Raw genomic sequence first — 20,972 nt, 5'->3', positions numbered from 1 at the left:
GGCTACCAGGTCACCAACGTCGAGGCGTCGATGTCGTCGCCCTCCTCGCTGCTGCACTGGACCCGCCGCATGATCGAGATCCGCAAGCAGAACCCGGCCTTCGGCCTCGGGTCCTACACGGAACTCCCCTCCTCCAACCCGGCGGTGCTGGCCTTCCTGCGGGAGTACGAGGACGATCTGGTGCTCTGCGTCCACAACTTCTCCCGGTTCGCGCAGCCGACCGAGCTGGATCTGCGGATCTTCAACGGCCGGCATCCGGTCGAGCTGTTCGGCGGGGTGCGTTTTCCCGCCATCGGGGAACTGCCGTACTTGCTGACACTGGCCGGACACGGCTTCTACTGGTTCCGGCTCCGCAAGGACCCCGCGTAGCGCCGCCCAGAACCCGGGGTGGGGCGGTTTCCCCTGTCCCACCCGGGGCACGCATCAGTAACACCCCGCCCACCCGGGGAAAGGAATGTGACACCATGGCGGAAACTGTCACACTTTCCGGCAAGACAAGTCCTGGCCTGCTCGCGTCCCTCGATCCCCTCCTTCGGGAATGGCTGCCGCGGCAGCGCTGGTTCGCCGGCAAGGGGCGGCCGGTCACCGGGTTCTCGCTGGTCGCGGCCACCGAACTGTTGCCGGCCGACGGCAGGCTCGGCCTGTTCCATCTGCTGGTGCGCGCCCATCAGCCGCTCACCCTCGGCGCCGAACCCCACCCCGGTGACTGCTACCAGTTGCTGATAGGTGTGCGCGAGGCGCTGCCGCCGCGGCTGGCGCCCGCGCTGATCGGACATGTGGACGAGGGCCCGCTCGCCGGACGGACGGCGTACGACGCCCTCTACGACTCCCGGCCCGCCGAGGTGCTCCTGGAGGCGCTGCGCACCCAGGCCCGTATCGGCGGACTGCGCTTCGAGCGGGAGCCGGGACAGGAGATACGGACCGGCCTGGTCCCGCGGCTGGTGACGGCCGAGCAGTCGAACTCCTCGGTCGTCTACGGAGATACGTTCATCCTCAAGCTGTTGCGCCGGGTCCTCCCCGGCGTCAACCCCGACCTGGAACTGCCGCTGGCGCTCGCCCGCGAGGGCTGCCCCCGGGTGCCCGCGCCCACGGCGTGGCTGCGGGCGGAGCTGGCCGGGGAGTCGTATGTGCTCGGTGTGCTCCAGCCGTTTCTGCAGGGTGCCGCGGACGGCTGGGAGCTGGCGCTGCGCGAGCTGGCCAAGGGCGAGGACTTCGCCGCCGAGGCACGGGCGCTGGGCCGCGCCACGGCCGAGGTGCACACGGCACTCGCCCGCGCCCTGCCGACCGTCACCCTGGGCCACACCCAGCTCCAGCCGCTGGCCGACGGCATGATCGAGCGCCTGGAGGTGGCCGCGCAGGCGGTGCCCGCGCTACGGCCGTACGCCCCCGCCCTGCACTCCGCGTTCACCGCGCTCGCCGACCTGGCTTCGGAGGGCCGTACCTGGACCGCGCAGCGCATCCACGGCGATCTGCACCTGGGGCAGTGCCTGCGCTCGCCGGCCGGTCAGTGGTGGCTGATCGACTTCGAGGGCGAGCCGTCCAAGCCCCTGGCGGAACGGCGGATGCCGCAGCCGCCGGTGCGGGACATCGCGGGAATGCTGCGGTCCTTCGACTACGCGGCTCACTCCGCCGCCCCCCGGGCAGAGGGCTGGGCGCAGACGTGCCGGGCCGCCTACTGTTCCGGATACGCCGAGGTCAGCGGCCGGGATCCGCGTACGGACCCGGTGCTGCTGCGCGCGTACGAAACAGACAAGGCCATCTATGAAGTCCTCTACGAGGCCCGTCACCGCCCCGACTGGCTGCCCGTTCCCATGGCGGCGATAGAGCGTTACGCCGCATCCGACCCCCACTGACCCGACCTCACCTTCGCCGAGGAGGCGCCGCCCGTGACCCCCCGCCCCACGCCCAGCGGTTCGGATCCGAAGAAGAAGGCCGCGAAGGCCGCGGAGAAGGCGACCGAGCCCAGGAAACCGGTGAAGAAGGCGGCGGCGAAGACCACCGCCGAGAAGGCAGTCACGAAAAAGGCCGTCACGAAAAAGGCCGTCGCGGCGAAGACGACGGCGGCCGGGACAACCGCGAAGAAGAGCCCGGCGAAGAAAAGCACGGCGAAGAAGACGACTGCGCAGAAGGCGACTGCGAAGAAGGCAGCCGTCAAACAGACTGCAGCCAAGCAGACAGCGACCAAGCAGACGGTCAAGACCGCCGCGAAGAAGACCGCGGCCAAGAAGACGACGGCCACGAAGGCTCCCGCCAAAAAGACCGTCACCGCCGCGAAGAAGGTCACCGCACCGGTTCCGGCCGTGTCGCCGGAGGTGCCTGTCGGGGACCGCGAGCGGCTGCTCGCCGGCACGCATCACGACCCGCACGCCGTGCTGGGCGCGCACCCGGTGCCCGGCGGGGTCGCCTTCCGGGCCTTCCGGCCGTACGCGCTGTCCGTGACCGTCGTCGCCGCGGATCTGCGGGCCGAGCTGCACGACGACGGGGACGGGTTCTTCTCCGCCCTGCTGTCCCTGACCGAAGTCCCCGAGTACCGGCTCCTTGTGCGGTACGAGGGCACGACCCTGGAGACCGAGGACGCGTACCGCTTCCTGCCCACGCTGGGCGAGCTCGACCTGCACCTGATCGGCGAGGGGCGGCACGAGTATCTGTGGCAGGTGCTCGGCGCGCACCCGATGACGCACCAGGGCGTGCCCGGCACCCGTTTCTCCGTGTGGGCGCCGAACGCCCGCGGTGTGCATGTGGCGGGCACCTTCAACTTCTGGGACGGCACCGGCCACCCGATGCGCTCGCTCGGCTCCTCCGGTGTCTGGGAGCTGTTCGCGCCGGGGATCGGAGAGGGCGAGCTGTACAAGTTCGAGATCACCCGGCCCGACGGTTCGAAGACCCTGCGCGCCGACCCGCTGGCCCGCCGCACGGAGGCCCCGCCGAACACGTCGTCGATCGTCACCGCCTCCCACCACGAGTGGCAGGACGCGCAGTGGCTGGAGCAGCGCGCGAACGCGCCCGCGCACGAGGCCCCGTTCTCCGTCTACGAGGTCCACCTCCCGTCCTGGCGGCCGGGCCTGACGTACCGTCAACTCGCTGATCAGCTCCCGTCCTACGTCAAGGACCTGGGCTTCACGCACGTCGAACTGATGCCGATCGCGGAGCACCCCTTCGGCGGCTCCTGGGGCTACCAGGTCACCGGCTTCTACGCCCCCACCGCCCGCCTGGGCACCCCCGACGACTTCAAGTACCTGGTCGACGCACTGCACCAGGCGGGCATCGGCGTCCTCATGGACTGGGTGCCGGCGCACTTCCCGCGCGACGACTGGGCCCTGGCGGAATTCGACGGCCGCCCCCTGTACGAGCACGCGGACCCGCTGCGCGCCGCGCACCCCGACTGGGGCACCCTGGAGTTCGACTACGGCCGCCGGGAGGTGCGCAACTTCCTGGTCGCGAACGCCATCTACTGGTGCGAGGAGTTCCACATCGACGGCCTGCGCGTCGACGCGGTCGCCTCCATGCTCTACCTCGACTACTCCCGCGAGCCCGGTCAGTGGACCCCGAACGAGCACGGCGGCCGGGAGAACCTGGACGCCGTGGCGTTCCTGCAGGAGATGAACGCGACGGTGTACCGGAGGGTGCCGGGCGTGGTCACGATCGCCGAGGAGTCCACGGCCTGGGACGGCGTCACCCGGGCCACGCACCACCGGGGCCCGGGAGGCTTCGGCGGCCTCGGCTTCGGCCTCAAATGGAACATGGGCTGGATGCACGACTCCCTCGACTACATGAGCCACGAGCCGATCCACCGCAAGTACCACCACAACGAGATGACCTTCTCGATGGTGTACGCGTACAGCGAGAACTACGTGCTGCCCATCTCGCACGACGAGGTGGTCCACGGCAAACGCTCACTGGTCTCGAAGATGCCGGGCGACTGGTGGCAGCAGCGCGCCAACCTCCGCGCCTATCTGGGCTTCATGTGGGCCCACCCCGGCAAGCAGCTCCTCTTCATGGGGCAGGAGTTCGCGCAGGGCGCGGAGTGGTCGGAGGCTCACGGTCCGGACTGGTGGCTGCTGGATCCGGCGTACGGGGCCGAGGCCGACCACCGCGGGGTGCGTGACCTGGTCCGCGATCTCAACATCGTCTACCGCCACACCCCGGCCCTGTGGCAGCGGGACACCGACCCGTCCGGCTTCCAGTGGATCGTCGGCGACGCGGCCGAGGACAACGTCTTCGCGTTCCTGCGCCTCGCCGCCGACGGCACTCCGCTCCTGGCGGTCTCCCACCTCTCGCCCGTGGTCCGCCACGACTACCGCCTGGGCGTCCCCGACGACGTCCCAGCCTGGCACGAGAGCCTCAACACGGACATCGCGAAGTACGGCGGCAGTGACGTGACCAACCCGGACATCATCAAGCCGGAACCCCACGGCCACCACGGCCGCCCGGCCAGCATCCGACTGACGCTGCCACCGCTGGCAACGGTCTGGCTACGGCCCGCGTAGCCGGGGCGGCGTTCTTTGTAAGGTGATCGGGTCGATGTCTGTGCTCCACGGGGGATTCGAGGGCTCATGCGACCCGAAGGCAAGCGCGGGGCGGCCGCGGCCGCCCTGCTCTGCGTGCTCGCCGTACTGCTGCTCGGCGCGTGCGGTACCCAGGTGGCAGGCCAGGGCGGCACCGCCCCGGCGGCCACCGCACCCTCGTGGACGCTGTCGGCGCCCACGCGCTCCCAGATCACCGGGGCCGAACTCGGCACCGACCGGCGCACGGTGACCATCGCCGTGGACGTGCCCAGTGGCCCGAAGCCTTGTGTGCGCGACCTCGAGGCGAAACTCACCGAGCCCGTCGCGAACACCGTGCCGGTCCAGGTCACCTTCACCTCGCCGTCCGGGGACCGGGCCTCCGGCTGCACGAGGACCACCACGGCGAAGGCCCGGGTCAGGCTTCCCGAACCCCTGGGGGACCGCGAGCTGGCGGTCGGCTACCCCGCCGCCGTCTTCACCGCCCACGACTCCCACCTGCCCACCCTGCGCCGCTGCGGCGACCTGGGCTGCACCCCGCCGGTCACCGGCTGCACCCCCGGCTCCTACGAGCAGGCGGTCAAGGCCGTCGACGTGCCCACGCACACCTACCGCGACGCGGAGCACTGCGACGGCAAGTGGCTGGTCCTGGACCTCTCCTGGCGCACCGGTCCGGTCTGCGGCGACCAGGCGGACAGCGCCTGCACGTCCCGGCTCGGCGACCGCTGGTTCTACCAGGCCGAGAAGTCGGGCTGGAAGCCGTTCTTCCGCACGACGGAAGGGGGCTGCCAGGCCGTGCGGGACAGGGAGCCGGCCTTCCCGACCGCCCTGTGCGCGTCCCTGGAGCCCCTCGATCCGTCCCTGCACCCGACCTACTCCCCCACTCCCACGGCGAGCCCGTCCTCCTGATCGGCCAACGCCTTCGGCAGCCGCCCGGTGTGCAGCACCCCCAGCCGCTGCGTCGCCCGGGTCAGCGCCACGTACAGGTCACTGGTCCCGTACAGCCCCGGCTCGACCACCAGCACGGAGTCGAATTCGAGGCCCTTGGACTGCCGCGGATCGAGGAGTACGACGGTCCGCGTGAGGTCGGGTTCCGCGCCCGCCGTCACTCCGTCCAGCTGTGCCGCGAGCCTGCGGTGCAGATGGCCCGGGGCGATCACCGCGAGCCGGCCCTCGGCGGGGGTCAGCTCCTCGACCGCCTTGGCGACGGCGCCGGGCAGGTCGTCGGTGGCGCGGACCCAGGGCCGTACACCTGTCGAGCGGATCGAACTCGGCGGCTCGAAGTCCGGGTTCTCGGCCCGTACGACGGCCGCCGCGAGGTCCATGATCTCGGCGGGGGTGCGGTAGTTGACACCGAGCCGGGTGTGCTCCCAGCGCTTCTCGACGTACGGCTCCAGGATGTCCGACCAGGAGCCGACACCGGCCGCCTCCGCCGTCTGCGCCGGGTCGCCGACCAGGGTCATCGAGCGGGTCGGGCTGCGCCGCATCAGCAGCCGCCACGCCATCGGCGACAGCTCCTGCGCCTCGTCGACGATGATGTGCCCGAACGCCCAGGTCCGGTCGGCCGCCGCCCGCTCGGCGGCGCTGCGGTGGTCGTCCTCCTCCTGCCGCTCGGCGAACCGCTCGGCGTCGATGATGTCGTGCGCGGACAGGATCTCGGAGTCCTCCTCGTCCTTGTCCTCGAACTCGTAGGTCCGCGAGGCGTACGAGACGTCCAGCACGCCCTGCGCATACGCGACCTGCGTCTCCCGCTCCCGTTCGGCCCGCGCCCGCGCCACCCGCTCGTCCACGCCGAGCAGTTCGGCCGCCTCGTCGAGCAGCGGTACGTCCGCCACCGTCCAGGCCCGTGTCACCGGCCGGCGGATCGCGGCCGCGTCCTCGTCGGGGAGATAGCCGACGGGATCGGCGAGGAAGTCGGCGACCAGGCGCTGCGGGGTCAGCCTCGGCCACAACTGGTCGATGGCGGCCCACACCTCGGGGTTCTCGGCGATCTCGTCGCGGATCTGCGTGATGTCGCTCGCATCCAGCAGGCTCGTACCGTCGAAGGGGTCCGTCCCGACCCGCTCGGCGTACATCTCGGTGAGCGTGTTGAGGATGTGCCCCTCGAAGTGCTCCCGGGCCACGTTGTGCGGCAGCCGGGCGGCACGGGTGCGCTCGCGGGCCACCTTCACCAGGCCGTCGTCGAGCATCAGGATCTCCCGGTCGTGCTCGATCGCGATCACCGGGTCGGGCAGCGCCTGCCAGTCGCGTACGACCTCGGCGAGGACGTCCGCCATGTCGGCGCGGCCCTTCACCGCGGCCGCCGCACGGCTGTCGCTCGCCGTCGCCTTCACCCCGGGGAACAACTCCCCGACCGTCGCGAGCAGCACGCCCGTCTCGCCGAGCGAGGGCAGCACCTCGCCGATGTAGCCGAGGAAGGCGGGGTTGGGGCCGACGATGAGCACGGCCCGCTTGGCGAGCAGTTCCCGGTGCTCGTAGAGCAGATAGGCGGCCCGGTGCAGGGCGACGGCGGTCTTGCCGGTGCCCGGACCGCCCTCGACCACCAGTACGCCCCGGTGCGGCGCCCGGATGATCTCGTCCTGCTCGGCCTGGATCGTCTGCACGATGTCGTGCATACGGCCGGTGCGCGCGGCGTCGAGTGCGGCGAGCAGCACCGCGTCGCCGGTCGGGTCCTCGTGGCCGGTGCGCTCCTGGTCGCCCAGGTCGAGGATCTCGTCATGCAGGGCGGTGACCCGGCGCCCCTCCGTGGTGAGGTGCCGGCGCCGGCGCAGGCCCATCGGGGTGTGGCCGGTGGCCAGGTAGAAGGGGCGGGCGATATCGGCACGCCAGTCGATCAGGACCGGAGTGCGCTCGGCGTCGTCGGTGCGCAGCCCGATCCGGCCGATGTGGTGCCGGGTGCCCGAGGTGAAGTCGATACGGCCGAAGCAGAGCGAACCGTCGACGGCGTTCAGCGCGGCGAGCAGCCCGGAGCGCTCGGCGACCAGGATGTCCCGCTCCAGCCGGGCCTGCATGGGCGTGTTGCCCTGGGCGAGCGCATCCGTGACGCCCGCCTCGGTGTGGCCGCGCAGTGCGTCCACGCGCGCGTACAGGGCGTCGATGAATTCCTGTTCCCTGCGAATTTCATCGCTGTTTGACAATTCCACTCCCGGGCAGATACAATGACGCCAGTGAACTTCTTTGCGACCCAATCCCCTTGAAGTCGCGAATCATTAAACTTACACAGAGAAATCCCCCGAGCGCAATTGCCCGGGGGATTTCTTCTGTACTGCGTGAGGTTCAGAGCACGTCCGCCAGCTCCGCCAGCAGCCGCCGCTTGGGCCTGGCCCCCACCATCGCCTTGATCGGCTCACCGTCGCGGAAGACCATGAACGTGGGCATCGAGAGCACCTTGTAGGCGTTCGTGGTCTCCGGATTGCGGTCCACGTTCAGCTGCACCACCTTGAGGCGCCCGGCCTCCTCGGCGGCGAGGGCGTGCAGAACCGGACCCATCTGCCGGCACGGCGGGCACCAGTCCGCCGTGAACTCCACCAGCACCGGCAACTCGGACCCGATCACCTGCGCCGCGAAATCCTCGTCCGTCACGTCGATCACAGTTCCTGCCCTCCCAGTTCGCACAACGGTGGTTCCCCGTCGGCCACGGCCAGCCGCACCGCGATCCGCGCCCGCACGGCCTGCAACTCGCCGATCAGCGCGTCGAGTTCGTCCAGCTTGCGCCGGTAGACCGCGAGCGAGGCCGGGCAGGAGTCGCCCTCCGGGTGCCCGGCCCGCAGACACTCCACGAACGGCCGCGTCTCCTCCAGGTCGAACCCGAAGTCCTGCAGCGTCCGGATCTGCCGGAGCAGCTTCAGGTCGCTCTCGTCGTAGGTGCGGTAGCCGTTCCCGCCGCGCCGCGCGGGCAGCAGCCCGCGCGACTCGTAGTACCTGAGCGTCCGCGTCGTGGTCCCGGCCCGTTCGGCCAGCTCGCCGATTCGCATGCGTACGACCGTAATCCTTGACGCCGACGTCAAGGCAACAGCGGTTTCCGCTCCACCGGGGAGGTGAGCACGATCGAGGTCGTCGTGCGGCCCAGGACGGAGACCTCTTCGAGGACCTCCCTCGTCGCCCGGGCCCTCGCCACGTACGGCGGCGACCCGGCCGACGTACTGGTGGCCACGAAAGGCGGCCGGGGCCGGCCGGCGGACGGCAGCTGGACCGTGGACGGCGCGCCCCGCCACCCCAAGGCGGCGGCTGAGGCCTCCCCAACCAGGAGGAGACGACTCAGACGGCCTGGCCGGTGTGGGCCGGCACCCCCGCCGACTCCTCGACCTCCAGCAGCGACGCGCTCTCCCGCTCCTCCTCGAACGCCCTGCGGCCGCCCCGGAGACCGAACAGCCGCTTGGCGAGGGCGATGTAGAGGACGGCGAGGACGTTGAGGACCAGCGTGCCGATCTTCAGCCAGCTGATGTGCTCGGTGAGCTCGTAGATCTCCAGGGGCAGGAAGGCGGCGGTGGCGACCACCGTGAGGTACTCCGCCCAGCGCTTGGCGTACCAGAGGCCGACCGCCTCGACGAGCTCGATCAGGGCGTACGCCAGCAGCAGTGCGGCCACCAGCAGCAGCGTGGAGTGCTTGTAGCCGAAGGTCTTCTGTATCGTGCCGACGATCGGCGAGTGGTCGAGGTCGTAGTGGAAGTGCCGGAAGACCGGCCGGAAGACGTCGAGGTACTCGTCGAAGAGCCGGCGCACCGAGTCCTGGCTGTTGCTGAACTTCCACACGGCGAGCGCCACCAGCACGATGAAGACGCCGCGCACGGCCCGCTCGATCGCCAGGAAGCGCAGGATGAACAGGTCACGCAGGACCTTGCCGCGCGGCACGAGGGGCGCCTGCTCCGCCGGTCCCGAGCCGTGCGGCTCGCCGAGCACGAAGTCGCCGCAGCGCAGACAGCGCCAGACGTCCCCGAGCGAGGTCCGCGCGTGCAGCCGCGCCTTCAGCCCCGGCTCGTCCGGCGCATACGTCACATGCCCCTTGCGGGCACATGTGCGCCGATCCCAGTCGATCTTCATCCCCCGTGCCTCCAACCAACCGGCGAACGCGCCGCGCGTGTACTGGACCGGCGCCGAACGCTAGTGGACTTCGGTAAGAGATCGGTGAGGATCGCCGGGTGTCCTTCCAGGTCGGAGGAGCTCCGGAGGTAACGACGAAGCCGAGCGGTCGGGTCCACGGGGGAGGAACCCGACCGCTCGGCTGCTGTGCCGGGCCGCTGATCCACGGGGGAGAGATCAGCCGCCCGGAGTCCGGCGGGGCTCAGGCCTTCGCCAGCTCCTTCTCGCCGCCCTGCTCCGGCACCTCGGCGAGCGGCTGGGCCGCCTCGTCGTCCAGGAGGGTCGTCTCGTCGAAGGGCAGCTCACCGGCGAGGACCCGGCCCACGCGCTCCTTGTCGATCTCCTTGGTCCAGGTGCCGATCAGGACCGTGGCCACGGAGTTGCCCGCGAAGTTCGTCAGGGCGCGCGCCTCGCTCATGAAGCGGTCGATGCCGACGATCAGGCCGACGCCGTCCACAAGGGCGGGCTTGTGCGACTGCAGACCACCGGCCAGGGTCGCGAGGCCGGCGCCGCTGACGCCCGCCGCGCCCTTGGAGGCGAGCAGCAGGAAGAGCAGCAGCGGGATCTGCTCGCCGATCGCCATCGGCGTGCCCATGGCGTCGGCGATGAACAGCGAGGCCATGGTCATGTAGATCATGGTGCCGTCGAGGTTGAAGGAGTAGCCGGTCGGGACGGTGATGCCGACGACCGACTTGCTGACACCGAGGTGCTCCATCTTCGCGATGAGGCGCGGCAGCGCGGACTCGGAGGAGGAGGTCGACAGGATCAGCAGGAACTCACGGGCCAGGTACTTGAAGAGCGTGAAGATGTTGAGTCCGGCGACGATCCGCAGCAGGGCCCCGAGCACGATGAAGACGAAGAGGAAGCAGGTGACGTAGAAGCCGAGCATCAGGATGGCCAGCTGCTTCAGCGCGTCGAAACCCGCGGACCCGGTGACGGCGGCGATGGCGCCGAAGGCACCGACGGGAGCGGCCCACATCACCATGCCGAGGATGCGGAAGACGAGCTTCTGGAGGTGCTCCACACCGCGCAGGATCGGCTGCCCGGCCGAGCCCATGGCCTGCAGGGCGAAACCGGCGAGCAGCGCCACCAGCAGGGTCTGCAGCACCTGCCCCTGGGTGAAGGCCGAGATGAAGGTCGTCGGGATGATCGACAGCACGAAGTCGACCGGCGGCAGCGCCTCGCTGTCGACCTGTGCGTGCCCGGTCGCCTTGATCGCGTTGGTGATGTGCAGCCCGTCGCCCGGGTGCAGGATGTTGCCGACGACCAGGCCGATGGTCAGGGCGACCAGGGACATCGCAAGGAAGTAGCCGAGCGCGATACCGCCGACGGCGCCGACCTTGGCGGCCTTCCGCACGGAGCCGATGCCGATCACGATCGTGCAGAAGATGATCGGGGAGATCATCATCTTGATCAGGTTCACAAAGCCCGTGCCGAGCGGCTTGAGCTCGACGCCCACGCTCGGCCAGATCAGCCCCACGGCGATACCGAGGGCCACCGCTGCGATGACGGCGATGTAGAGATAGTGGGTGCGGTCCCGCTTCCCAGCGGGTGCGGCAGGTGCCGTATCGGGGGTGCTGGCGGCCACGGCTGCCCTCCTTGACGTCTTCGTCGGCATCACCGGCGTGCGGCTCACGTCCGGGTGGAGATGGGGATGGGGGTGCGGATCTCTGTACGGGAGGCGGTGGCTGGAACCGTATGTCCCGCTTCCACTGCTTCCTCGATGCGGTGACTATCCCTTGCGCCTGTGAGGGCGGTCACCCTTCCGTTCATTTAGTTCATCCGTGGGTGCCTCACACACTGACCTGTTACCTTCTAAGCCATGTCCCACCCCGTGAAGCGTGCGTTCAAGTACCGCTTCTATCCGAACGACGTCCAGGCGGCCGAGCTGACGCGTACGTTCGGCTGCGTGCGGACGGTCTACAACCTGGCCCTGCAGGCCCGCACCACCGCCTGGTTCACGGAGCGGCGCAGGATCAACTACGTCCAGACATCCGCGCTGCTCACGGAGTGGAAGAAGACCGAGGAGTACGCCTACCTCTCCGACGTCTCTTCGGTTCCTCTGCAACAGGCGCTACGCCACCTGCAGGGCGCGTTCGCCAGCTTCTTCGAGAAGCGTTCCGCCTACCCGCGGTTCAAGTCCCGCAAGAAGTCCCGCAACAGCGCGGAATACACCCGCTCGGCATTCGCCTACCGCGACGGTCGACTGACCCTGGCGAAGATGCGGGAGCCGCTGGACATCGTGTGGTCCAGGCCTCTGCCCGAGGGACAGACCCCCTCGACAGTGACGGTGACGCAGGACGGTGCGGGCCGCTGGTTCGTGTCGATGCTGTGCGAGGACGCTTCGGTGAAGGCGCTCCCCGGCACTGGATCCGCGGTGGGCATCGACGCAGGCATCACCGCTCTGGTGACCCTGTCGACCGGAGAAAAGATCACCAATCCGAAGTTCGAGAAGAAGGACCGGGCAGCACTCGCCCGTGCCCAACGAGAGGTGTCCCGCAAGAAGAAGGGTTCAAGGAACCGCGACAAGGCCCGCGTCCGCGTCGCCCGTATCCACGCCCGGATCGCCGACCGGCGCCGGGACTTCCTGCACAAACTGTCCACGCGTCTCGTTCGTGAGAACCAAACGATCGTGATCGAGGACCTCGCTGTCCGGACCATGCTGAAGAACCGCACACTCAGTCGTGCGATCTCAGACGCGTCATGGGCTGCGCTTCGCTCCATGCTGGAGTACAAGGCCGAGTGGCACGGCCGCGAACTGATCGCGGTCGACCGCTGGTACCCGTCGAGCAGAACGTGCTCGACCTGCGGCCATCTGGCCGCGAAACTGCCGTTGAGCATCCGGGAATGGACCTGCTCCGCATGCGGGGCGACCCACGACCGGGACGAGAACGCGGCGAAAAACGTTCTGGCCGCCGGGCTGGCGGTGTCGGCCTGTGGAGCCGGTGTAAGACCTCAACGGAGATCTTCCGGGCGGGCTGCCGGTGCTGAAGCAGGAAAGCTTCGAAGGAGCGCCGGAGAGCGGCGCAGAGTCGGAGTATCCCCCTCGTCAGAGCGGGAAGAGGTCAATTAGTTCATGCTTGGCTCGGGGGCCTCGAGGGACCAGGAAGTTCCGAACAGGAGCGAGGCACACTGAACCCATGCGCATGCCCCGCGTCCCGAGACCCCGCAGCCTGGCCGGCCAGCTCTTCGCCATGCAGGCCGTGCTGATAGCGGTCGTCGTGGCCGGATACGCACTGTTCACGTACGTCAGCGACCAGCGGCAGGCCGAGGACGCAGCGGCCCGTCAGGCGATGGCCGTCTCCCGCTCGATCGCGGACGCCCCCTCAGTGCACGCGGCGATCCGCACGGCCGACCCCAGCGCGCAACTCCAGCCGTACGCCCTCAAGGTCATGCACGACGCGGACGTCGACTTCGTCACGATCATGAACCCGCGAGGCATCCGCTGGACCCACCCCAAGCCCGAGGAGATCGGCAAGCACTTCCGGGGCAACATCGAACCCGCGCTGCACCACAAGTCCTTCACCGAGACCTATACGGGCACACTCGGCCCGTCCGTCCGGGCGGTGACCCCCATCGAGGACCGCGGGCGGATCATCGGCCTGGTCAGCGCGGGCATCGAGGTGAAGGCGATCAGCAAGCAGGTGCAGGACCAGGTCTCGGCCCTGCTCGGCGTCGCGGCCGGAGCGCTCGGGCTCGGTGCCATCGGTACGTACGTCGTCAACGCCCGCCTGCGCCGGCACACCCACGGCATGAACGCGGCCGAGCTCAGCCGGATGCACGACTACCACCAGGCCGCGCTGCACGCGGTGCGGGAGGGGCTGCTGATGCTGGACGGCCAGTACCGGGTGGCGCTGATCAACGACGGGGGTCAGGAACTGCTGGGGGTGCCGTCCGAGGACGGCGTGGTGGGGAAGTCGGTCGCGGAACTCGGCCTGCCCGCGCCGCTGACAGGGGCGCTGCTCGCATCGGAGCCCCGGGTGGACGAGGTGCACCTCACCGCGGACCGGGTCCTCGTCGTCAACACCTCCCCGGTGTCGGGCGGCGAGCGCCGGGGCACCGTGGTGACGCTCCGCGACGTGACCGAACTCCAGTCCCTGATGGGCGAGTTGGACTCCGAGCGGGGCTTCACCCAGGCCCTGCGCTCGCAGGCGCACGAGGCGGCGAACCGCCTTCACACGGTCGTCTCGCTCATCGAACTCGGCCGCGCCGAGGAGGCCGTGGACTTCGCGACGGCGGAACTGGAACTGGCGCAGGCGCTGACCGACCAAGTGGTGGCGGCGGTGAGCGAGCCGGTGCTGGCGGCGCTGCTGCTGGGAAAGACGGCGCAGGCGAACGAACGGGGTGTGGAACTGGTGGTCTCGGAGGACAGCCGCCTCGACGACGGCCTGCTCCCGCCGACCCTCCCGGCCCGCGATCTGGTGACGATCCTCGGCAACCTGATCGACAACGCGGTGGACGCGGCCCAGGGCAGCATCGGCGCCCGGGTGACGGTGACGGCGTACGCGGAGGGCACGGAGCTGGTGATGCGGGTCGCGGACACCGGCACGGGGGTGGATCCCGCCCATGCCGAGCTGGTATTCCAACGGGGGTTCTCGACGAAGCCGTCCGGTCCGGGCGGCCGGGGCCTCGGGCTGGCCCTGGTACGGCAGGCGGTCACCCGGCAGGAGGGCACGTTGACGGTGGCCGAGGGCGAGGAGGGCGGTGCGGTGTTCGAGGTACGGCTGCCTCTGGACACGGACACCACTCCGGCCGCGGCAACCGGGCGCGCCACGGCGAGAGGTGACGCATGACGACCCAGCCCATCCGTGTCCTGGTCGTCGAGGACGATCCGGTGGCCGCCGACGCGCACGTCATGTACGTCGGCCGGGTGCCGGGTTTCGTGGCCGTCGGCAAGGCGCACACGGGCGCGGAGGCCCGCCGGGTGCTGGACCGCACGCCGGTGGACCTGCTGCTGCTGGATCTGCATCTGCCGGATGTGCACGGGTTGCAGTTCGCACGGTCGCTGCGGGCCGCCGGGCATCACGCGGACGTGATCGCGGTGACGTCGGCGCGGGACCTGACCGTGGTGCGGGAGGGGGTGTCGCTGGGCGTCGTGCAGTACGTGCTGAAGCCGTTCACCTTTGCGACCCTGCGGGACCGGCTGGTGCGGTACGCCGAGTTCCATGCGGCGGTGGGCGAGGCGAGCGGCCAGGACGAGGTGGACCGGGCGCTGGCCACGCTGCGGGCGCCTTCGCCGGCGGCGCTGCCCAAGGGGCTGAGCGCGCCGACGCTGGAGCGGGTGACGGTGGCCTTGCGGGACTGCGGGGAGGGGCTGACGGCGGCGGGGCTGGCGGAGGCGGTGGGGATATCGCGGATCACCGCCCGGCGGTATCTGGAGCATCTGGTGGACGCGGGACGGGCGGCGCGGGCTCCGCAGTACGGGACCGTGGGGCGGCCGGAGTTGCAGTACCGGTGGGTGCGCAACGAGAAGGGGGAAGGGGACCGGGGACGCTAGGTTGCCGCACGGTCATTGACCTGACTAGACCACTCCTCCTACCTTCACCGGGCAACCATCTCGGCCGACAACGACGTTGAGCCCGCAGGAGGTCCTGCCCGTGCGCCCCACCGCCGCCTTCCCCCTCCTCCCCGTCCTCCTCACCACCGCCCTCGCCGCAACCACCCTCACAGCCTGCGGCAACGGCTCCGGCAGCAGTCCGGACACCCTCAAGGTCTCCTTCAAGCAGTCGACGGACAACTCCATCAAGGTGATGGACGGCTACCTCGCCGACATCAAGAAGCAGTTCGAGAAGAAGTACCCCGGCAAAAAGGTCGAACTCGTCCCGATCAAGGCCCCGGACTCGGAGTACTACACCAAGCTCCAGCAGATGCTCCGCTCCCCCAGGACGGCCCCGGATCTGGTCTACGAGGACACCTTCCTCATCAACTCGGACATCACCAGCGGGTACTTGAAGCCGCTGGACCCCTATCTCGACAAGTGGCCGGACTGGAAGCAGTTCATCGGCACGGCGAAGACCGCGGCCAGGGCCGAGGACGGGAAGACGTACGGCGTCCCGGACGGCACCGACACCCGCGGGCTCTGGTTCGACAAGGGCATCTTCAAGAAGGCCGGTCTGCCGGCGAACTGGCAGCCGAGGACCTGGGACGACGTGCTCGGCGCCGCCCGCGCCATCAAGAAGAAGGTTCCCGGGGTCACCCCCATCAACGTCTACACCGGCAAACCCGCCGGTGAGGCCGCCACCATGCAGACCTTCGAGATGCTTCTCTACGGCACCGGCGACGGAACCACCGACCCCCTCTACGACAAGTCCACCAAGAAGTGGATCGCCGGGAGCCAGGGCTTCAAGGACGCCCTGCGGTTCGTCGAGACCGTCTACAAGGAGAAGCTCGGCCCGGACGTCTCCGACGCGCTCGACCCCAACATCCAGACCATCGTGGCCGGCGAGCTGCTGCCGAAGGGCAAGCTGGGCATCGCCCTCGACGGCTCGTGGCTGCCGCAGGCCTGGCTGAAGGGCAGCGGCCACGAATGGCCGCAGTGGTCCAGCGAGTTGGGGCTGGCGTACATGCCGACCCAGCACGGCCAGGCCCCCGGCAAGGTGAGCATGTCCGGCGGCTGGACCTGGGCGATCCCCGCCAAGGCCGGCAACCCCGACCTCGCCTTCGACTTCATCAGGACGATGCAGACCAAGGCGAACGCGGAGAAGTGGTACATCGCCAACTCCGGTATCTCGGTACGCAACGACGTGGCGCGCGACCCGTCGTACACAAGCGCCCAGCCCGGCATCAAGTTCTTCACGGACCTGGTCGCGAGCACCCACTACCGGCCCGCGTATCCGGCGTACCCCAAGGTCTCCACCGCCGTCCAGGAGGCCATGGAGGGCGTCACGACGGGCGACCTGTCCGTCGACAATGCGGCGAGCGGCTACGACGACGCGCTCAAGGACGCCACCGACAACCAGGTCGTCAAGAAGTGACCGGCGGCCACGCATGACCGCCGCGACCCCGCACACTGCAGGCGCGCGGGCGGCCGAGTCGCCCTCGCGCCCGCCCGCCCCGTCCGGGCGCCGGTCCCGCCGGACGCTCCCCCGTGCCCTCGCCCGCCTGCTTCCCCTCTCCCCCGCCGTGGCGCTCCTCCTCCTGTTCCTCGCCGGTCCGATCGCCTACTGCGCCTACATCGCCTTCACCGACCTCCAGCTCACCGGCCAGGCCCACTCGTCCTTCGTCGGCCTCGCGAACTTCCGCAAGGCCTTCAAGGACGAGGAGTTCCTCAACGCCGTATGGCTGACGCTGGTGTTCACGGTCGTGTCGTCGCTGCTCGGCCAGAACACCCTCGGGCTGGCGCTGGCGGCGCTGATGCAGCGCGCGTCGAAGCCCGTCCGCACGCTGACGGGCGGCATCGTGGTCACGGCGTGGGTCCTGCCGGAGGTCGTCGCCGGGTTCCTCCTCTACGCCTTCTTCCGTCGCGAGGGGACCCTGAACGACATCCTGGACCGGCTCCATCTGCCGTCCCAGAACTGGCTGTTCACGCTTCCGATCCTGGCCGTGTCCTTCGCCAATGTGTGGCGGGGCACAGCTTTCTCGATGCTGGTGTACTCGGCCGCGCTGGGCGAGATCCCCAAGGAGATCACGGAGGCCGCCGAGGTCGACGGCGCGGGCGGCTGGCGCCGTATGTGGCACATCACCCTTCCGATGATCCGCCGCTCCATCGGCACGAACCTGATGCTGAACACCCTCCAGACCCTGTCCGTCTTCGGCCTGATCTGGGTGATGACCAGGGGCGGCCCGGGCAACAAGAGCCAGACCCTCCCGCTCTTCATGTACGAGCAGGCCTTCCAGAACAGCATGATCGGCTACGGCACCGCCGTGGCCCTGCTGCTGCTCCTGGTCGGCTCCCTGTTCTCCCTCGTGTATCTGCGCCTGCTGCGGACGGAGGTCTGACCCTCACCATGGCCCGCACACTCGCCTCCCGCCGCCGCGGCCGCCGACTGGCCGCCGACGCCGGCCTGCTGGTGGTGGCCGCCGCCTTCGCGCTGCCGCTCGCCTGGGTGCTGCTGTCCTCGGTGGACCCGCATGCGAACTTGAAGGTGAAGGCCCCCGACGGTTTCACCTGGTCCCACTTCGACGCGGTCCTGACCTCGGACATCACCTTCACACCGCTTCTCAACAGCCTGATCCTGTGCGGCGGAGGGACGCTGCTGACGGTGGTGTGCGCGGCCCTGGCGGCGTATCCGCTCTCCCGTTTCCGGTCCCGGCTGAACCGTCCGTTCCTCCTCACCGTCCTCTTCGCGACGAGTCTGCCCATCACGGCGATCATGGTGCCGGTGTACGCGCTGTTCGTTCAGGTGAACCTGATCGACACCGTGCAGGGCACGATCCTCTTCTTCGCCGCCTCCCAACTCCCCTTCGCGATCTGGTTGATGAAGAACTTCATGGACGGCGTGCCGAAGGAGCTGGAGGAGGCGGCGTGGACCGACGGGGCGTCGTCGATGCAGTCGCTGGTGCGGATCGTGCTGCCGCTGATGGGTCCGGGGGTGGCGGTGGTGACGGTGTTCTCGTTCGTGGTCATGTGGGGGAACTTCTTCGTCCCCTTCATGCTGCTGCTGACCCCCGACCAGATGCCGGCCTCGGTGAGCATCAACGAGTTCTTCGGCAACCGGGGCATGGTGGCGTACGGGCAGCTGGCGGCGTTCTCGATCGTCTACTCGACGCCGGTGATCCTGCTGTACGTGCTGATCGCCCGGCGGCTGGGCGGCGGGTTCGCGCTGGGCGGGGCGGTCAAGGGGTGACCCTGTCCGGGAAACCCGCTCATGCCTCCGGTAGCACGCCCGCCCGGAACGGCTCCACTCCGACGACCCGCCGCACCCGCACCGGCTCGATCAGCAGCATCACCCGCCGCTCCCCGGGCAGCAGCCATGGATACCGGTCCTCGCCGATGTACTTCCGGGCCAGCCGGTCCATGCCCCGCTCCGCCTCCTCGCCCTCCACGAACCGCACGACCCGCCCCCGGATCTCGGCCCGGTCGTACGGGTTGCCGGCCTCGTGGGGGGAGAGCGAGACGTTGGGATCGAGCCGCAGGTTGTCGATCTTCACGCGGCCGATCGGCGTATTGACCATGGCGTACTCGTCTTCGATGTCCGCTCACATGGGCGAGACGTGCGGCATCCCGTCCGCGCCCACCGTGGCCAGATGCCAGAAGTTCGACGCCTACGGCCGCTCGCGAATATGCCCCTCGAGCTTGACGTTCACAAAGTCACCGCCTCTCGGGCCGCCCGCCCTGACGGCTTCGCGCCATCCTCGCCAGTTCGTCCGCCACGACGACAGACGATCTTCGGCCACCCCCGTCCAATCCGCACGGGTGGCCGAATCCGTACGTTCCTACAATCCGTGATCCTGGCCGAACAGACCGTAGTCATCGTGTCACGGGCCGCCTACGTTGTGGCCCGTGCGCCATCGCCCAGCCCGCTCGAACCAGCCCGCCCCGCCCTTCAACGCCCCCGCCGCCCGCCGGCTCCGCACCGCCCTCAACATGGGCCCCGAACATGTCGCCTACGGCCTGCGTGCCTCCTACGGGCTGCCGTATGTCTCCCCGGATCTCGTCCTCGCCTGGGAGCGCGGCTCGGTGGCCCCTTCCAGCCCCGAACTCACCGCTCTCGCAGGCGTGTTGTGGTGTTCCCCCGGTGAGATCACCGGCCCGCCGCGCACCCTGCGCGAGCACCGTATCGCCCGCGGGCTCGCCCCGGAGGACGTCGCCCGCACCGTCGGCCTGGAGTTCCTCGCCTATATGCACATGGAGGAGCACAACGCCTGGCGCGGCAGCGAGCGCCAGTCGGCCCTCCTCGCCGATGTGCTCGACCTCTCGCTCCCGGACTTCGTCACCGTCACGGGACGCGAGCCGAAGCTGGCCGAGCTGCTGCGCAGTGCGGTGACCACGCGCTGGCAGGCGTACGTCCGCCCGGTGGCCAGAACCGTACCCCTGGACCGGCACCTCCTTCAGGACGCCCTCCAGGCCCTGCACCAGGACTACCAGGGGCAGATGGCCGCCTCGCTGAGCTGGGGCGCCGAAAACGCGGCCAGCGAGTCGAGCGACGCCGGCCGCGAGTTCCTGGACCGGATCGTCGACCACTTCTGGGCAGCGCTCCAGGACAACACCGGCTGAGGCAGACCCCGGGGGCCTAGAAGACCGACTCCGCCTCGTCCATCCGGTCCTTCGGGACCGTCTTCAGCTCGGTCACCGCCTCCGCCAGCGGCACCATCACGATGTCCGTGCCGCGCAGGGCCGTCATCCGGCCGAACTCGCCCCGGTGCGCCGCCTCCACCGCGTGCCAGCCGAAGCGGGTGGCGAGGACGCGGTCGTAGGCGGTGGGGACGCCGCCGCGCTGCACATGGCCGAGGATGACCGGCTTGGCCTCCTTGCCGAGCCGCCGCTCCAGCTCGTACGCCAGTGCCGTGCCGATGCCCTGGAAGCGCTCGTGGCCGTACTGGTCGATCTCGCCCTTGCCGTAGTCCATGGTGCCCTCGGCGGGGTGGGCGCCCTCCGCCACGCAGACGACCGCGAACTTCTTGCCGCGGGCGAAGCGCTCCTCGACCATCTTGACGAGGTCGGCCGGGTCGAAGGGGCGCTCGGGCAGGCAGATGCCGTGCGCACCGGCCGCCATGCCGGACTCGAGGGCGATCCAGCCCGCGTGCCGGCCCATGACCTCGACGACCATCACACGCTGGTGCGACTCGGCCGTGGTCTTCAGGCGGTCCATCGCCTCCGTGGCGACCCCGACCGCGGTGTCGAAACCGAAGGTGCGGTCGGTGGAGGAGATGTCGTTGTCGATCGTCTTCGGGACGCCGACCACCGGCAGTCCCGCGTCGCTGAGCATCCGGGCCGCGGTCAGCGTGCCCTCGCCGCCGATCGGGATCAGCGCGTCGATGCCGAAGTCACGGGCGATGTCGGCCGCGCTCTCGCAGGCCTCGCGCAACCGGTCCCGCTCCAGCCGGGAGGAGCCCAGGATGGTGCCGCCGCGGGCCAGGATGCCGCCGACCGCGTCCAGGTCGAGGGAGCGGTAGCGGCCGTCGAGCAGACCGGCGTAGCCGTCCTCGAAGCCGATGACCTCGTCGCCGTAGTGGGCGACCGCTCGGTGCACGACCGACCGGATCACGGCGTTCAGGCCGGGGCAGTCGCCGCCTGCGGTGAGAACTCCGATGCGCATCGTGCTGTGTCTCCTGCTCGCTGTCGTTACCGGTGAGCCAGCCCGGTGGTTTCTGGTGAGCCGGTCCGATTGTTTCATGCCCGGCAGGACGATATCCGTTCTGTCAGCTATGACCCGATTGGCCCTGTCGGGACGTCGATCGCGGCCCCGATCCTGACGGGCGCCTTATCCAGCGTCAGGGGTATTGTCAAGA

At 69.7% G+C, this 20,972-nt stretch carries 17 protein-coding genes and 3 pseudogenes; 12 read left to right on the top strand and 8 right to left on the bottom strand.

All coding sequences use genetic code 11. The features are described 5' to 3' along the window. From ACIBW9_RS40560 to ACIBW9_RS40545, 4 genes are all read left to right on the top strand, one after another. Positions 1–369 (top strand): alpha-glucosidase C-terminal domain-containing protein (locus ACIBW9_RS40560; RefSeq protein ID WP_398963256.1); only part of this gene is annotated, 369 nt, incomplete at its 5' end. A gap of 95 nt (positions 370–464) precedes the next feature. Continuing rightward, positions 465–1,853, top strand: coding sequence for a maltokinase (locus ACIBW9_RS40555; protein WP_398963254.1), 1,389 nt, complete (start codon positions 465–467; stop codon positions 1,851–1,853). Positions 1,854–1,886: 33 nt separating this feature from the next. Then, the gene (gene glgB, locus ACIBW9_RS40550) at positions 1,887–4,487 is read left to right on the top strand and encodes a 1,4-alpha-glucan branching enzyme (RefSeq protein ID WP_398963252.1); all 2,601 of its coding nucleotides are present in this window, start codon (positions 1,887–1,889) and stop codon (positions 4,485–4,487) included. Positions 4,488–4,553: 66 nt separating this feature from the next. Continuing rightward, complete coding sequence (locus tag ACIBW9_RS40545; RefSeq protein WP_398963250.1) at positions 4,554–5,411, top strand: hypothetical protein; 858 nt, start codon at positions 4,554–4,556, stop codon at positions 5,409–5,411. Here the strand turns inward: ACIBW9_RS40545 and ACIBW9_RS40540 are convergent. The 4 genes and pseudogenes from ACIBW9_RS40540 to ACIBW9_RS40525 all read right to left on the bottom strand — a co-directional run. Then, a complete protein-coding gene (locus ACIBW9_RS40540; protein WP_398963266.1) occupies positions 5,375–7,621 on the bottom strand; it encodes a HelD family protein in 2,247 nt (748 codons plus the stop codon). The two genes, ACIBW9_RS40545 and ACIBW9_RS40540, sit on opposite strands and share 37 nt — an antisense overlap. A gap of 157 nt (positions 7,622–7,778) precedes the next feature. Continuing rightward, the gene (locus ACIBW9_RS40535) at positions 7,779–8,093 is read right to left on the bottom strand and encodes a thioredoxin family protein (RefSeq protein WP_389088365.1); all 315 of its coding nucleotides are present in this window, start codon (positions 8,091–8,093) and stop codon (positions 7,779–7,781) included. Continuing rightward, on the bottom strand, positions 8,090–8,476 hold the full coding sequence (locus tag ACIBW9_RS40530) for a MerR family transcriptional regulator (protein ID WP_351474148.1): 387 nt from the start codon (positions 8,474–8,476) through the stop codon (positions 8,090–8,092). The genes ACIBW9_RS40535 and ACIBW9_RS40530 overlap by 4 nt, the downstream gene beginning before the upstream one ends. Positions 8,477–8,505: 29 nt before the next feature. Beyond that, positions 8,506–8,595, bottom strand: a pseudogene (locus tag ACIBW9_RS40525) (Lrp/AsnC family transcriptional regulator); the annotation flags it as partial. On the opposite strand from ACIBW9_RS40525, the pseudogene ACIBW9_RS40520 reads away from it, so the two are divergent. Beyond that, a pseudogene (locus tag ACIBW9_RS40520) lies at positions 8,561–8,749 on the top strand (aldo/keto reductase); the annotation flags it as partial. The pseudogenes ACIBW9_RS40525 and ACIBW9_RS40520 sit on opposite strands and share 35 nt — an antisense overlap. 10 nt (positions 8,750–8,759) lie before the next feature. Here the strand turns inward: ACIBW9_RS40520 and ACIBW9_RS40515 are convergent. Together ACIBW9_RS40515 and ACIBW9_RS40510 are read right to left on the bottom strand one after the other, a co-directional pair. Continuing rightward, positions 8,760–9,542 (bottom strand): DUF2127 domain-containing protein, encoded by a 783-nt coding sequence (locus ACIBW9_RS40515; protein WP_398963246.1) that lies wholly within the window; start codon positions 9,540–9,542, stop codon positions 8,760–8,762. Between the two features lie 241 nt (positions 9,543–9,783). Then, positions 9,784–11,169 carry a cation:dicarboxylate symporter family transporter gene (locus tag ACIBW9_RS40510; protein ID WP_398963244.1) on the bottom strand — a complete coding sequence of 462 codons (1,386 nt, stop codon included), beginning with the start codon at positions 11,167–11,169 and terminating at the stop codon, positions 9,784–9,786. Positions 11,170–11,403: 234 nt separating this feature from the next. Here ACIBW9_RS40510 and ACIBW9_RS40505 point away from each other — a divergent pair, with 234 nt between their 5' ends. The 6 genes from ACIBW9_RS40505 (at position 11,404) to ACIBW9_RS40480 (ending at position 18,367) form a co-directional block, all read left to right on the top strand. Next, entirely contained in the window at positions 11,404–12,654 is a 1,251-nt protein-coding gene (locus tag ACIBW9_RS40505; protein WP_398963241.1) for an RNA-guided endonuclease InsQ/TnpB family protein, read from the top strand. 67 nt (positions 12,655–12,721) lie between these two features. Further along, positions 12,722–14,374, top strand: coding sequence for an ATP-binding protein (locus ACIBW9_RS40500; protein WP_398963238.1), 1,653 nt, complete (start codon positions 12,722–12,724; stop codon positions 14,372–14,374). Continuing rightward, the gene (locus ACIBW9_RS40495; protein WP_398963235.1) at positions 14,371–15,078 is read left to right on the top strand and encodes a response regulator; all 708 of its coding nucleotides are present in this window, start codon (positions 14,371–14,373) and stop codon (positions 15,076–15,078) included. The genes ACIBW9_RS40500 and ACIBW9_RS40495 overlap by 4 nt, the downstream gene beginning before the upstream one ends. 100 nt (positions 15,079–15,178) lie before the next feature. Continuing rightward, positions 15,179–16,555: an extracellular solute-binding protein gene (locus ACIBW9_RS40490; RefSeq protein ID WP_398963232.1), complete on the top strand. Its 1,377-nt coding sequence runs from the start codon at positions 15,179–15,181 to the stop codon at positions 16,553–16,555. 13 nt (positions 16,556–16,568) lie between these two features. After that, complete coding sequence (locus ACIBW9_RS40485) at positions 16,569–17,519, top strand: carbohydrate ABC transporter permease (protein ID WP_398963229.1); 951 nt, start codon at positions 16,569–16,571, stop codon at positions 17,517–17,519. An 8-nt stretch (positions 17,520–17,527) separates the two neighbouring features. Next, a complete protein-coding gene (locus ACIBW9_RS40480; RefSeq protein ID WP_398963226.1) occupies positions 17,528–18,367 on the top strand; it encodes a carbohydrate ABC transporter permease in 840 nt (279 codons plus the stop codon). Positions 18,368–18,386: 19 nt separating this feature from the next. Here the strand turns inward: ACIBW9_RS40480 and ACIBW9_RS40475 are convergent. Next, positions 18,387–18,827 (bottom strand): annotated as a pseudogene (locus ACIBW9_RS40475) (pyridoxamine 5'-phosphate oxidase family protein). A 187-nt stretch (positions 18,828–19,014) separates the two neighbouring features. On the opposite strand from ACIBW9_RS40475, the gene ACIBW9_RS40470 reads away from it, so the two are divergent. Then, entirely contained in the window at positions 19,015–19,737 is a 723-nt protein-coding gene (locus ACIBW9_RS40470; protein WP_398963224.1) for a helix-turn-helix domain-containing protein, read from the top strand. A 16-nt stretch (positions 19,738–19,753) separates the two neighbouring features. Here ACIBW9_RS40470 and ACIBW9_RS40465 read toward each other — a convergent pair whose 3' ends face one another. Then, positions 19,754–20,779, bottom strand: coding sequence for an ATP-dependent 6-phosphofructokinase (locus ACIBW9_RS40465; protein ID WP_398963221.1), 1,026 nt, complete (start codon positions 20,777–20,779; stop codon positions 19,754–19,756). Positions 20,780–20,972: the final 193 nt, after the last annotated feature.

Source organism: Streptomyces sp. NPDC049541, from assembly GCF_044465725.1.
Classification (GTDB): Bacteria; Actinomycetota; Actinomycetes; order Streptomycetales; family Streptomycetaceae; genus Streptomyces.
The sequence above is the reverse complement of the archived record's forward strand: the minus strand, read 5'-3'. Positions and strand labels throughout refer to the sequence as shown.